Here is a 12,895-nt window from a genome sequence, read left to right on the forward strand (position 1 = left end):
ATGGCCGGAAATGGAAATGTCTGTTCAGTTCAGGAGCGCATCTGCATCTAATTGGGGTCGCGGCCCTCCTGCTCAACCACCGCCTCGAACAATTCGCGGGCATTGCCCGCCCCGATGGCCTCGATGGCCACGGCGGCGATGGCGGCAAACAGCTCAGCGATTTCCTGGGGATCGGTGATTTCGGCGTCGTCTTCTTCGGCGTCGGCGTTGATCAGGGTGAACATGAGGAACGCGCCTCCACACTAAGGCGGGCTGCGGATGTAGGAGCAGGTTCCGCAGAAATCCCGCGACAAAAGAGAAGTCCGAAGCGATGGGCTGCCCCGAACGAGCCTACACAGGGAGTGTGCGGCGATTCCCGTTACGTTTTAAATAATGGATTGTGGCCGCGGGCCGCACAACGCCGCTTGCCTCGCTGCGCGACGCGGCCTACTCTTCGCCCGCTTCCAGCCGCTCCAGATAGGCCTCGATGTCGTCGAGCGATGCCGAGAACGGCTTGGGCGCATCCCCGTACACCACCTTGAAGCTCTCGTCGTCCCTGAGGGCATGGCCGCCCGGCTGGCCGAGCACCTTGATCTTCTCGGAGGTCAGGATGGTCAGCCCATAGCGCGCCGCCACCCGTTTCATGCGCCGCATGCGCGAAGCGTCGAATTCCTTGCGGCTCATCTGCATATCCCAAGATTTGGCGGGCAGGGAGGGATTCGAACCCCCGGAAGGCTTGCACCTTCGCCGGTTTTCAAGACCGGAGCAATCAACCGCTCTGCCACCTGCCCGTTGCCAGTGCCTTTAGCGGCGGCCGGGCGGGCTGTCCAGAGGCTACGATATCTCCGCCGATGTCGGGATCGTAAAGACTAAGGGGCCGGAGCAACCGGCCGCCCGGGAGGGCGAATGCCCCGGCCCGGAAAAGAAAAACCCGGCTATTGCCGGGCTTTCTTTCTTAGTGGTGATGTTCAGGCATTTCCTTGAGCTGGTCCTTGGTCCAGGCCGTTACAGCGTGGACATCGCCGTTTTCGTCTCGCATGAACTCCAGATCGCTCAGCGGAACGGCAACTGGCTTTGCACCGATGCCGAGAAAACCGCCGACATCGATGATGACATTGTCGAGGCCATGCATGTGGTCCACCTTGCCGATCTTGTGGTCATCGGCACCATAGATCGTCGCGCCCTCAAGAATGGCGGGGGTCAGCTCGGCCGCGCCGAGGCGAACGTGATTAATATGGTCCATGATGGGACTCCTTCTGGTTGTGCCAGACCAACCCTTGAGAGCCCCAACTGTTCCAGGACAATTCAGCGACGCCCTGCCCTTACGGCACCAGCACCACCGAGCCGGTGGTTTCGCGCCCTTCCAGCGCCCGATGCGCCGCGGCGGCGTCTTCCAGGGCGAAGGTGCGGTTGATCTCCACCTTGATCGCCCCCGACTGCACCGCCTCGAACAGCGCTCGCGCGCCTTCCAGCAGGTCTTCCCGACGGGAGAAGTAATGCACGCCCGTGGGCCGGGTGACGAAAAGCGACCCCTTGCGCGCCAGGATGCCCAGATCGGGCACGCTGACCACGCCCGAGGCATTGCCGAAGCTGGCGAGCAGCCCGCGCGGCCGCAGGCAATCGAGCGAGCCTTCGAATGTCGCCTTGCCGACACCGTCATAGACGACGTCGACGCCCCTGCCCCCGGTCAGTTCCTTCACCCGTGCCGGAAAATCCTCTTTCTTGTAGTCAATGGCATGGTCGCAGCCATGCCGCAGCGCCAGCGCCACCTTTTCCGGGCTGCCGGCCGTGCCGATCACGGTCGCGCCCAGCGCATGCGCCCATTGGGTGGCGATCAGCCCGGTGCCGCCCGCCGCCGCATGCCAGAGAATGGTCTCGCCCTTCTGCACCGGCCAGGTCTTGAACAGCAGGTAATAGGCCGTCAGCCCCTTGAGCAGCACCGCCGCGGCGACCCGGTCTTCCACTCCGTCGGGAATGGGCACCAGCTTGGCCGCCGGCACCAGGCGCTCCTCGGCATAGGCGCCGGGCGTGCCCTGGTAACAGACGCGGTCGCCGACCTTGACCTCGCTCACCCCCTCGCCCACGGCCTCGACGATGCCGGCAGCCTCGTTGCCCGCCACGAAGGGCATCGGCAGCGGATAGAGCCCGGAGCGCTGATAGGTGTCGATGAAATTGAGCCCGATCGCCGTCTGGCGGATGCGCGCCTGGCCGGGACCTGGGGCCGCGACGGGCCAATCCTCGCTGCGGAGGACTTCGGGCCCTCCCGGTTCGTGAACGGCGATAACCCGGGTCATTTCGATCCTTTCGGCTTGCGGGGCGCGGATTTGGGGCGCGATTGGGCGCGGGCGGCGGGGCCGGTACGAGCGCGGGGCCGGGTCGCCGCCGGCGCGCCGTCTGCATTGGCCCGTGTCGCCGCGACGGCACCGCCGCCCATGGCGGCGAGGGCGGCATCGGACGAGACGGCACCGGTGTCACCCGTGAAGGGCGTGAACTCGGCCTTGCCGGCCGCCTTGCCCGCCCGCTTCTGCTTGCGCTGCTTGGCGATGATGTTGACGGCCTCGACCAGCACCGAGAAGGCCATGGCCGAATAGATATAGCCCTTTTCGATATGGAACCCGGTGCCTTCGGCCACCAGCGTGGTGCCGATCAGCAGCAGGAAGGCCAGGGCCAGGATTTTCGTGGTCGGATGCGCCGCGACGAACCGCGCGATCGGGCCGGAGGCCAGGAACATCACCGTCACCGCGATGAGCACCGCCGCCACCATGATGCCGACCCGCACCGGATAATCCAGAGTCGAGGGCACCATGCCCACGGCGGTGATGATCGAGTCGATGGAGAACACCATGTCGATGACCACGATCTGTTCCAGGATGGCCTGCAGCGTGGCGCCGACCTTGCTGTCGACCTTGGTTTCGTGCGGCTCCTCGATGGCCGCATGCATTTCATGGGTCGCCTTGTAGATGAGGAAGCCCCCGCCCACGACCAGGATGATGTCCTTCCAGGAGAAGCCATGATCGAACAGCGTGATCACCGGCTGGTCGAGCTGCACGATCACCGAGATCAGCAACAAGAGGATGATGCGGAACACCAGGGCCAGCCCGATGCCCAGCTTGCGGGCGAATTCCGCCTGCTCGCGCGGCAGGCGCGAGACCAGCACGGAGATGAACACGATATTGTCGATGCCGAGTACGATTTCCATTGCCGTCAGGGTCAGGAAGGCCGCCCAGACGGCGGGATCTGACAGAAACTCAAACATCGAATGCTCCATTGTCCGAGTCGGATATGTGCGCCAATTTAGAGCATCGCGGAAAAGTGGGAACCGGTTTTCCGTGCGATGCCAGCGGAAAGATTGGGGCGACACCTGGCCATCGGGATGATGCTGCCTCGTGTCGCGCTGGTAACGCGGCAATGGCCGATGCTAAACTCCGGTTCCAAAGATCAGCGAGTTTTCCGATGGAATCCTTCTCTCCGCTCACCGCTTCCCTCGGCGGCGTCCTTATTGGCCTGGCCGCCGCCGTGCTGTGGCTGGGCAATGGCCGCATCGCCGGCATTGCCGGCATATTCGGCCATCTCCTGCCCCCCGGCCGGGCCATGCTCTGGCGTCTGATCTTTCTCACTGCCCTGATTGCCGCCGCCTGGGCCAGCGCCCGCCTGTTCCCGCAATTGGGCGCCGGCGGCGTCGAGCCCTCGCGCCTGGCGCCGCCACCTGAGGGCTGGGCCGTGCCCATGCCCGTCTGGCTGGTCATTGCCGGCCTGCTCACCGGTTTCGGCACCCGCATCGGCAATGGCTGCACCTCGGGCCACGGCGTCTGCGGGCTGGCGCGCCTGTCGCCGCGTTCGCTGGTCGCCGTGCTGGTCTTCTTCTCGGTGGCCATCCTCACCGTCACCGTCACGGGGATCGTCTGATGTCTCTGCGCCTCCCCTATTTCGCCACGGCCGCGCTCAGCGGCGCCCTGTTCGGGGCCGGCCTCTATGTCTCGCAGATGGTCGATCCGCTGAAAGTCCTGCGCTTTCTCGATTTCACCGCCATTCCCGCCGGTGGCTGGGACCCGAGCCTGGCCTTTGTCATCGTTCCGGCCATCCTCGTCATGTTCGTCGCGCTGCGCATCGGCAAGACCCGGCAGGCGCCGCTTTTCGACACCAGCTTTCATGAGCCGGGCCAGAAGCAGATCGATGCCCGCCTCGTCGGCGGCGCGGCCCTGTTCGGCATCGGCTGGGGCATGTCGGGCATCTGCCCCGGCCCGGCCATCTCGCTGATCGCCTTCCAGCCCGACGGGCTCTGGTTCTTCCTCGTCGCCATGTTCGTCGGCTCCCTGGCCGGCGGCCTGCTTTCTCCCGGTGGGAGCCAGCGCCGCCCCGAGGAGGCCGTGGCATGAAGCCGGACGCCGACATCATCGTGGTCGGCGGCGGGCTTGCCGGCCTGGCCGCCGCCGCCGGCCTGGCCCGGCTGGGTCTCTCCATCATCCACCTGGCCCCTGCCGCCCCGCCCGACCGGCGCACCTCGGCACTGATGATGCCCAGCGTCGATTTCCTGCGCCGCAGCGGCCTGGTCGAGGATCCGTCGGCCATCGGCCACGCGCTCACCGCCATCCGCATCATCGACGCAACTCCGCGCCTCATCCGCGCTCCCGAAACCCTGTTCGAGGCCGCCGAAATCGGCCTTCCCGCCTTTGGCTGGAATTTCGCCAATGCCGTGCTGCTCGACCGTTTCCAGGCCGCCGCGCCGGCCGGCGGCATCGACACCCGCAACCAGCCGGTAACCGATTATGCCCGCCAGGGCGATGTCGGCGCCGTCACCCTGGCCGATGGCACCATGCTGCGTGCTCCCCTGATCGTGGGCGCCGACGGCAAGAAGTCGCTGATCCGCACCCGGGCCGGCATCGGCACGCGCGAACATGCCTTCGCCCAATCCGCCCTGGTCTGCGACCTGGAGCTGGCCCGCCCCATCGGCGGCACCTCGATCGAGTTCCACTATCCCAACGGCCCGTTCACCCTGGTGCCCGCGGGCGCAAACAGGGCCAATCTGGTCTGGATCGACGAGGAGCACATCCTGCGCCAGGCCCAGGCCGGCGGGGCCGAAACCCTCCTCCCCGCCCTCCTGGAAAAATCCCAGCGCCTTTTCGGCGCGATCGAGCTGGTCTCGCCCAGCTTCATCTTCCCGTTGAGCACGCTCAGCGTCGCCACGGCCGGCCGCGACGGCGCGGCCCTGGTGGGGGAATCGGCCCATGCCTTCCCGCCCATCGGCGCCCAGGGGCTCAATCTGGGCCTCCGCGATGTCGCCGACCTGGTCGAAATCGTCGCGGCGACCGGCCGCTCCCGGCCCGATTGGGGCCTTGCCGCCAGCCGCGACTATGCCGCGCGCCGCGCCGGCGACCTGGCGCGCACCGGCACCGTGGTCGATACCCTGTTCCGCTCGCTCCTGGCCGACATGCTCCCCAGCCAGACCCTGCGCGCCGGCGGCCTCTGGGCCCTCAAACTCCTCCCCGCCCTGCGCAAACAGGCCTTCTCCATCGGCATGGGCGCGCGGTAGGGGCAAGAACCCAAGCCGTCTGCCTTTGTCCCGAAAACCTCATCCTGAGCCTGTCGAAGGACGAGGTCGGGTGCAGCCGAGCATCAGCGTTCTCGACCTCGTGGTTCGACAAGCTCACCATGAGGTCTCCTCAGCCCCCTGAGCCTTCTAGCGGCGGAGCGTCCCGCCCCTTCCGCATAACAAATCGCCCCAAAACAAAACGGGCGCGGTTCCCCGCGCCCGTCTCGAAACTCTAAATCGGTTGCTCGTTACTGAGCCGGCGGCGCCGCGGGGGCTTCGCCTTCGGCCGGGGCCGGGGCAGCTTCGCCTTCGGTGGTGAGCTGCTGACGCAGCTGCTCGGCGCGGTCCTGCAGCACCTGCTCCAGGGCGTTCTCGCCCGATTCCTGCTGCTGCAACTGCTCGAAGGTCAGCGCCGCGTCGCCATCATAGGTGGCGGTGAAACCGGCCAGGTTGATGTCGATGGTCAGGTCCTGGTTCTGGCGGTTCTTGGCGGTCAGCTTCAGCGTATTGCCGCGCTTGAGCGAGTTCACATATTGCTCGTTGATCACCAGCTGCGTGGAGCACGAAGTGGTGTCACACAGCATGTAGGGCACGCGCACCGGCTTGGCATTGTCGATCTGCCAGGTCAGGCCGAACGGCAGCAGGACCCCGAGCGGCACGGCGGCAACGGCCAGCAGGCGGCTTTCCTGGCCCGGATCGTCGCGCAGCAGGAAGGAGCCGAGGAACTGGCCATTGGCCAGCACCACCTGGCGCATCAGGCAGGCCTTCTGCCCATCGGGCAGCGGATCGCAGACCTTGAGCCAGTTCTGCGAGGCCAGGTTATCGACCGCGTTCGCAACTTCCTCGACGGCCGAACCCTCACCGGCTGCATCGGCGGCAGGCGCTTCGGCGGCCGGGGCTTCGGGAGCGGCGTCCTGGGCAAAGGCAGAGATGGGCGACATCATCATGGTGGCGGCAGCCACGCCGGCGACGAGGTTCTTGCTGAAGATCATAGAAATATCCTTGCCTTCCTTGGCAGTCCGGCGGCCGGTCGCCACCTTGCGAAACTGAATTGCCCTTCAAGGGCGCAAATCGGGCAATAACATGACCGATGACCCTTGCCAAAACATTATGACTTTGGTGCCGCCATTCGGCCACATCAGGCCCCGCTTTCCGCCAGTTTGGCGAGCTTTGCGAGGATGGCGGCGGCCCCTTTGAGCCGGTGTTCGGCACTGGGCCAATTGCGCACGAACACGAGTTTCTGATCGGGCTTGATCCGCACCTGGTTTGCCGGGTCGCTCACCAGCTTCACCAGGCCCGCCGGATTGGGAAATTCGTTGTTCCGCAGGCTGATCACCGCGCCCTTGGGGCCGGCATCGACCTTTTCGACATTGGCCTGCCGGCACAGCGCCTTGACCAGGATGACCTTGAGCAGCGCCTCCACTTCCTCGGGCAGCGGCCCGAAGCGGTCGATCAGCTCGGCCCCCGCAGCATCGATGTCGCGGATATCGTTGAGATCGCCCAGCTTGCGGTAGAGCTGCATGCGCAGCGTCAGGTCCGGCACGTAATGCTCGGGGATCATCACCGGCATGCCCAGCGAAATGGTCGGGCTCCACTCGTTGCGGTCCTCGTATTCCTCTTCGCCGCTCTTGAGCGCCGCCACCGCCTCTTCCAGCATTGCCTGGTAGAGTTCGTAGCCCACCTCGCGGATATGGCCCGATTGCTCGTCGCCCAGCAGATTGCCCGCGCCGCGGATATCGAGGTCGTGGCTGGCCAGCTGGAACCCTGCCCCCAGGCTTTCCAGCGATTGCAGCACGCCCAGGCGCCGCTCGGCCGTGTCGGTCAATTTTTTGTCAGGCGGCACGGTGAACAGCGCATAGGCCCGCTGCTTGCTCCGCCCGATGCGGCCGCGGATCTGGTACAATTGCGCCAGCCCGAACTGGTCGGCGCGATGCACGATCAGCGTATTGGCGTTCGGAATATCCAGCCCCGATTCCACGATCGTCGTCGCCAGCAGCACGTCGAACTTGTTGTCGTAGAAGGCATTCATGATGTCGTCGAGCTCGCCCGGCGCCATCTGCCCATTGGCGATGACGAAGCTCACCTCCGGCACCTGCTGACGCAGGAATTCGGCGATATCGGGCTGGTCCTTGATGCGCGGCACCACATAGAAGCTCTGCCCGCCGCGATATTTCTCGCGCAGCAGCGCCTCGCGGATCGACAGCGGATCGAAGGGCGAGATGAAGGTGCGGATGGTCAGCCGGTCCACCGGCGGCGTCGCCAGGAGGCTCAGATCGCGCACCCCGGTCAGCGCCAATTGCAGCGTGCGCGGAATCGGCGTCGCCGTCAGCGTCAGCACGTGCACATTGGACTTCAGCTCCTTCAGCCGCTCCTTGTGCGCCACCCCGAAATGCTGCTCCTCGTCGATGATCAGCAAGCCCAGATCGTTGAACTTGATCGACTTGCTGAGCAGCGCATGCGTGCCCACCACGATATCGACCTGCCCATCGGCCAGCCCGTCCTTGGTCGCCTTGAGCTCGGCCGCCGGCACCATGCGCGAAGCGTGCCGCACGCGCACCGGCAGGCCCTTGAAGCGCTCCGAAAACGTCTTGAAATGCTGCCGCGCCAGCAGCGTCGTCGGCACCACCACGGCCACCTGCTTGCCGCTCAGCGCCACCGCGAAGGCCGCCCGCAGCGCCACTTCGGTCTTGCCGAAGCCCACGTCGCCGCAGACCAGCCGGTCCATCACCTTGCCCGAGGTCAGGTCGTCGAACACCGCCTCGATGGCGGTCAACTGGTCCTCGGTCTCCTCATAGGGGAAGCGCGCCGCGAATTCCTCATAGGCGCCGGGATTGAGGTCCACCACATCGGCCTTCACCAGCAGCCGCTGCGCCGCCAGCTTGATGAGCTGCTCGGCCATTTCGCGGATACGCTGCTTGAGCTTGCCCTTCTTGGCCTGCCAGGCCACCCCGCCCAGCTTGTCCAGCGCCACCGATGCATCGTCGGACCCATAGCGCGTGAGCAGCTCGATATTCTCCACCGGCAGGTAGAGCTTGGTGTCGCCGGCATATTGCAGCTCGACGCATTCATGCGGCGCCCCGCCCGCCTCGATCACCTTGAGGCCGACAAAGCGTCCGATGCCGTGATCGACATGCACCACCAGGTCGCCCGCCGCCAGCGAGGCCGCCTCGGTCAGCGCGTCCTGCGCCTTCTTGCGGCGCTGCGGCCGCAGGATGCGTTCGCCCAGAATGTCCTGCTCGGACAGGACCAGCAGGTCCTTGGTCTCGAACCCGGTTTCCAGCGGCAGCACGACCAGCGACGTCGTCGCCGGGCTCGTGGTCTCGGCGTCGCGCCAGTTTTCCGCAAGGCGCGGATTGGTCAGCCCGTGATCCTTGAGCACCTGCGCCATGCGATCGCGCGTTCCCGCGCTCCAGCAGGCAACGATCGCCCGCCGTCCGGCGCGGCGCTCCGCCAGGAGCCGGTCCACCACCGCCTGGAACAGGTTGACGTCCGAGGCCGCGCGTTCCGCCGCGAAGCTGGGCGCGATATGTCCGCCGGCATCGTCGCCCCGCGCCGTCTGCGGCGACAGGAACGGCGAAAGCTGGATCACCGATGCGCCCGCCAGCGCCGCCGGCGCCACGTCGAGGTCATAGAGCAGCTCGGGCTTGATCGGTTTGTACGGCGCCCCTGCCCCGGCCACCGCCGGCGCCAGCCGCGCCGCCTCGCGCGCCTCGTAATAATCGGAGATCTGCTCGACGCGCTCGGCATAGGCCTCATTGGCCTGGTCGTCGAAGACGAAGGGCGCGTCCCCGGTGTAATCGGCCAGCCGGTCGAGATGGTCGTAGAAGAAGGGCAGCCAATGCTCGGTGCCCGAATAGCGCGATCCGCCGCTGACCGAGGCATAGAGCGTGTCGTCCACCGTATTGCCGCCGAAGGCCGCGGTGTAGTTCTGCCGGAAGCGGCGAATGGTCTCCTCGTTGAGCACCACTTCGCTCATCGGCGTCAGGTCCACGCGCTTGAGATTGCCTGTCGTGCGCTGGCTGTCCGGGTCGAAGGTGCGGATCGATTCGAGCTGGCTGCCGAAGAAATCGAAGCGCAGCGGCGCCTCCGCCCCGGCCGGATAGAGGTCGATGAGCCCGCCCCGCACCGCGAATTCGCCGCTCTCGCGCACGGTCGGCACGCGCAGATAGCCATTGTTGGCCGCCCAGGCCATCAGCTTGTCGCTGTCCACCACGCGCCCGACCACCGCCGAGAACGACATGGTTTCCACCAGGTCGCGCGGCGGCAATTTCTGGATCAGCGCGTTCACCGCCGTCAGCACGATCGCACCCCTGGCCCCGCCGGTCAGCGCCGCCAGCGTATTCATCCGCGCCGCGATGGTCACATTGTTCGGCGAGACCCGGTCATAGGGCAGGCAATCCCAGGCCGGCAGCGTCAATATGGCATGGCCGGGCAGCATCGCCCCCAGCACCTCGGCCATCCGCTGCAACCGCCGCCCGTCCCGCGCCACGAAGACCAGGCTGGCCGCATCTTCCGGGGCATCCTTGAGCCGCTGCTCGACCAGGCGGGCAAGCACCATGGGCTGCATGCCGTCCGGCACGTTGGAAATGGCGCGGACGGGCGGATTGATGCCGGAAAGGTCGTTCATTTTTCTATCCGGGCCTGATGATCGGCGATGACGCGGTCGAGAAAATCCCGGTCCACATGCGCCGGCGGCACTTCCTGGCCCATCACCCATTTGAGCAGGGGCGGGTCTTCCTCGTTCATAAGCGCCTCGAGCCGATCCAGTTCCGCCTGGCCATAGCCTTCCACATTGGCATCGGCAAAGGGTCCTAGGATCAGGTCCATCTCCTTGGTGCCCCGATGCCAGGCGCGATAGCGCAGCCGCTTGCGGCGAATGGCAATGTCTTCACCGGCCGTCATTGGACACCCATGATTGAACTTTGTTCCCGATTTGGACGTGTTCTTACGCGCGTTAATGCCGCTTGTCAGCCCTCAATCCGGTCTCCGGCAGGCCAACCATTTCCCAGCACCTCACCAGTTCCCAGTAGACCTCATCCTGAGCCCGTCGAAGGGCGAGGTCGTGGCACACAGCTCGTAGCGTGCCCGACCTCGTGGTTCGACAGGCTCACCATGAGGTCTCCGAAAGCATCGCACGGATGGACGCTTTCCTTACCCACGGGGTCATTCCCGCGAAAGCGGGAACCCCTGTTTGCGCGCTCGTATCGATAACGGAGGTCCCCGCTTTCGCGGGGATGACACCCTGAAAAATCACGTATTGGTGGCCTCAATAACCTACCCCCCACTGGATGCGGCACCTCCCCCTTGACGGGCTCCGACCCGTCCCGCAGGGCAAATCTCTCCGGTGGAGAGATTTGAGGCGAGGAGGATGGGAGGGGGTGCGGGAGCCCCGATATCAGTACCCGGCACCACCTGCTGGCTCGCCCCCATTCTTCACCCCAGCTTCACGGCACATGAAGCCCGCCCCGGCTTATCGCCGCGCCGGAGATCGCCAAAAATGCCGGCCAGCCAATCCCAAGGAGCGTCCATGTCCGACCAACCCAATATGTCCCGCCGTCTTCTCCTGGGCTCCGCCATTGCCGGAGCCGGCCTGCTCGGCGCCGCCGGCGGCGCGCTGGCCGTCGGCACTGGTTCCACCGATCCTCAAACCATCGCCATCCCCGGCGAGCGCCGGCGTTTCGTCGGCAAGTCGGTCACCATCACCGGCGCCACGTCCGGTATCGGCCGCGCCGCCGCTATCGCCTTTGCCGCCGAAGGCGCCCATGTCGCCTTTTGCGGCCGCCGCACCCGGCTTGGCGCCGAAGTCGAGGCCGCCATTCGCGAGGCCGGCGGCGAGGCCAGCTATATCGAGGCCGATGTGCGCGAACCCGATTCGGTCGCCGCCTTCGTCACCGCGGCAGCCGAGCGCTACGGCCCGCCCCGGATCGCCTTCAACAATGCCGGCATCAGCTTCAGCCGCCGCCTGCACGAAACCGGCATCGCCGAATGGGACGACACCATCACCACCAATGTGCGGGGGATTTTCCTCGCCATGCGCGCGCAAGTGCCCCTGATGCAGGCCAATGGCGGCGGGGTGATCCTGGTCACCTCATCGGCCAATGCCGCCGGCGCCCGTCCGGGCCTTGCCGCCTACAATACCTCGAAACGCTCGGTACTCGGCCTCGTGCAGACCGCCGCCCTCGAATATGCCGAGGACAATATCCGCGTGAACGCCATCTGCCCCGGCGCCACCGACACGCCGATGATCCGCACCCAGTCCAACATGAACGACGTTCCCGACGCGGTCTGGCAAACCGGCCTGCGCGTCTGGGGCCGGCAGAATGTCCATGCCCTCAAGCGGGTCGCCAGCGCAGAGGAAATGGCCCTGGCCGCCCTCTCGCTCTGCTCGGACGATATGAATTATCTCACCGGCTCGGCCGTCTTCGTCGACGGCGGCATGACCGCCGCCTTGTAGCGCCCCTTCTGCTCCACGAAGCGCACCAGCGCGCGCAGCTTGGGCAGCGCGCGCTTGGCGCTGGGATAATAGAGAAAGAGGCCCGGCGACATCAGGCTGGCCTCGGCCAGCACCGGCTCCAGCGTGCCCGGCGGGATCAATTCGCTCGCCACTGGGCTCGCCCCATAGGCGAATCCGCCGCCTGAGGCCGCCACGACCATGTTGGAGATCGCATCGTCGACGATGGCCCGGCCGCGCGGCTGCACTTCCCGCGCCACCTCGCCCGCCATCAGCCGCCAGGGCCGCACCTGTCCGAGCGAATTGCGGAATTGCACGCAGAGCGCGGGATCGAGGTCCTCGATATCGGCCGGCCGCCCCACACGATCCAGCCATTGCGGATTGGCGAAGATGCCGATGGCGAACGGCTCGGTCAGCCGGAAGGCGATCATGTCCTGCTCGAGATCGTCGCCCAGCCGCACCCCGGCATCGAATCCTTCGGAAAACACCGCGTCCAGGCTGTCGCTGGCATGAACCTCGATTTCGAGATCGGGATGCTCCCGCCCGAAAGGCAGCAGCAATTGCGACCACAGGATCGGCGCCACGGCGCGCGGCACATTGAGCCGCAACTTGCCCGATACGCTACCCGAGAGCGTATCGACCACGTTCATGGCCGCCTCGATTTCCGCCAAAGCCGGCTTGAGCCCGGCCAGCAGCGCCACGCCCGCTTCCGTCAGGCCGACCTGCCGCGTGGTGCGCTGCACCAGTGTCGCCCCGACCCGGTTTTCCAGCGCCCGGATCGCCTGGCTGACCGCCGATGGCGACAGGCCGAGCGCCCGCGCCGTGGCGGTGAAATTGAGCGTCGCGGCCAGCCGCGCGAACACCACCAGCCCGTTGAGGTCGGCCTGTTGCAGGCTGCTACCCGTGGGTTTGACGTCTTCGGCGCTCATCTATAC

13 protein-coding genes and 1 tRNA gene are annotated in these 12,895 nt (G+C 66.2%); 4 read left to right on the forward strand and 10 right to left on the reverse strand.

Going from position 1 to position 12,895, the window contains the following annotated elements; all coding sequences use genetic code 11:
* Positions 1-47 precede the first annotated feature (47 nt).
* From A3840_RS19730 to A3840_RS12915, 6 genes are all read right to left on the reverse strand, one after another.
* Positions 48-224, reverse strand: coding sequence for a hypothetical protein (locus A3840_RS19730; RefSeq protein ID WP_165603182.1), 177 nt, complete (start codon positions 222-224; stop codon positions 48-50).
* Between the two features lie 202 nt (positions 225-426).
* The gene (locus A3840_RS19095; protein WP_131798320.1) at positions 427-663 is read right to left on the reverse strand and encodes a hypothetical protein; all 237 of its coding nucleotides are present in this window, start codon (positions 661-663) and stop codon (positions 427-429) included.
* 17 nt (positions 664-680) lie between these two features.
* Positions 681-770: transfer RNA gene (locus A3840_RS12900), tRNA-Ser, on the reverse strand.
* Between the two features lie 164 nt (positions 771-934).
* Positions 935-1,222, reverse strand: coding sequence for a PRC-barrel domain-containing protein (locus A3840_RS12905; protein WP_067457369.1), 288 nt, complete (start codon positions 1,220-1,222; stop codon positions 935-937).
* Between the two features lie 79 nt (positions 1,223-1,301).
* Entirely contained in the window at positions 1,302-2,273 is a 972-nt protein-coding gene (locus A3840_RS12910; protein WP_067457372.1) for a quinone oxidoreductase family protein, read from the reverse strand.
* A complete protein-coding gene (locus tag A3840_RS12915) occupies positions 2,270-3,235 on the reverse strand; it encodes a TerC family protein (protein ID WP_342669898.1) in 966 nt (321 codons plus the stop codon). The genes A3840_RS12910 and A3840_RS12915 overlap by 4 nt, the downstream gene beginning before the upstream one ends.
* Before the next feature lie 197 nt (positions 3,236-3,432).
* Between A3840_RS12915 and A3840_RS12920 the strand changes: the two genes are divergently transcribed.
* Genes A3840_RS12920 through A3840_RS12930 form a run of 3 tightly spaced genes read left to right on the forward strand, consistent with a single transcriptional unit; the run spans position 3,433 to position 5,509 of the window.
* The gene (locus tag A3840_RS12920; protein ID WP_067457378.1) at positions 3,433-3,885 is read left to right on the forward strand and encodes a YeeE/YedE family protein; all 453 of its coding nucleotides are present in this window, start codon (positions 3,433-3,435) and stop codon (positions 3,883-3,885) included.
* Entirely contained in the window at positions 3,885-4,355 is a 471-nt protein-coding gene (locus A3840_RS12925; protein WP_067457381.1) for a DUF6691 family protein, read from the forward strand. The genes A3840_RS12920 and A3840_RS12925 overlap by 1 nt, the downstream gene beginning before the upstream one ends.
* Positions 4,352-5,509: an FAD-dependent monooxygenase gene (locus A3840_RS12930; protein WP_067457384.1), complete on the forward strand. Its 1,158-nt coding sequence runs from the start codon at positions 4,352-4,354 to the stop codon at positions 5,507-5,509. The genes A3840_RS12925 and A3840_RS12930 overlap by 4 nt, the downstream gene beginning before the upstream one ends.
* A gap of 248 nt (positions 5,510-5,757) precedes the next feature.
* Here A3840_RS12930 and A3840_RS12935 read toward each other — a convergent pair whose 3' ends face one another.
* The 3 genes from A3840_RS12935 to A3840_RS12945 form a co-directional block, all read right to left on the reverse strand.
* Positions 5,758-6,501, reverse strand: a complete 744-nt coding sequence (locus A3840_RS12935) for an invasion associated locus B family protein (protein WP_131798321.1) — start codon at positions 6,499-6,501, stop codon at positions 5,758-5,760.
* Positions 6,502-6,647: 146 nt separating this feature from the next.
* Positions 6,648-10,136, reverse strand: coding sequence for a transcription-repair coupling factor (mfd, locus tag A3840_RS12940; RefSeq protein ID WP_067457390.1), 3,489 nt, complete (start codon positions 10,134-10,136; stop codon positions 6,648-6,650).
* Positions 10,133-10,411, reverse strand: a complete 279-nt coding sequence (locus A3840_RS12945; RefSeq protein WP_067457393.1) for an FAD assembly factor SdhE — start codon at positions 10,409-10,411, stop codon at positions 10,133-10,135. The genes mfd and A3840_RS12945 overlap by 4 nt, the downstream gene beginning before the upstream one ends.
* A 625-nt stretch (positions 10,412-11,036) precedes the next feature.
* Between A3840_RS12945 and A3840_RS12950 the strand changes: the two genes are divergently transcribed.
* Positions 11,037-11,963: an SDR family NAD(P)-dependent oxidoreductase gene (locus A3840_RS12950; protein WP_067457396.1), complete on the forward strand. Its 927-nt coding sequence runs from the start codon at positions 11,037-11,039 to the stop codon at positions 11,961-11,963.
* On the opposite strand, the gene A3840_RS12955 is transcribed toward A3840_RS12950, so the two are convergent.
* Complete coding sequence (locus A3840_RS12955; protein WP_067457399.1) at positions 11,909-12,889, reverse strand: LysR family transcriptional regulator; 981 nt, start codon at positions 12,887-12,889, stop codon at positions 11,909-11,911. The two genes, A3840_RS12950 and A3840_RS12955, sit on opposite strands and share 55 nt — an antisense overlap.
* Between the last annotated feature and the right edge of the window lie 6 nt (positions 12,890-12,895).

This window comes from Devosia elaeis (assembly GCF_001650025.1).
In the GTDB taxonomy this organism is placed as follows: domain Bacteria; phylum Pseudomonadota; class Alphaproteobacteria; order Rhizobiales; family Devosiaceae; genus Devosia; species Devosia elaeis.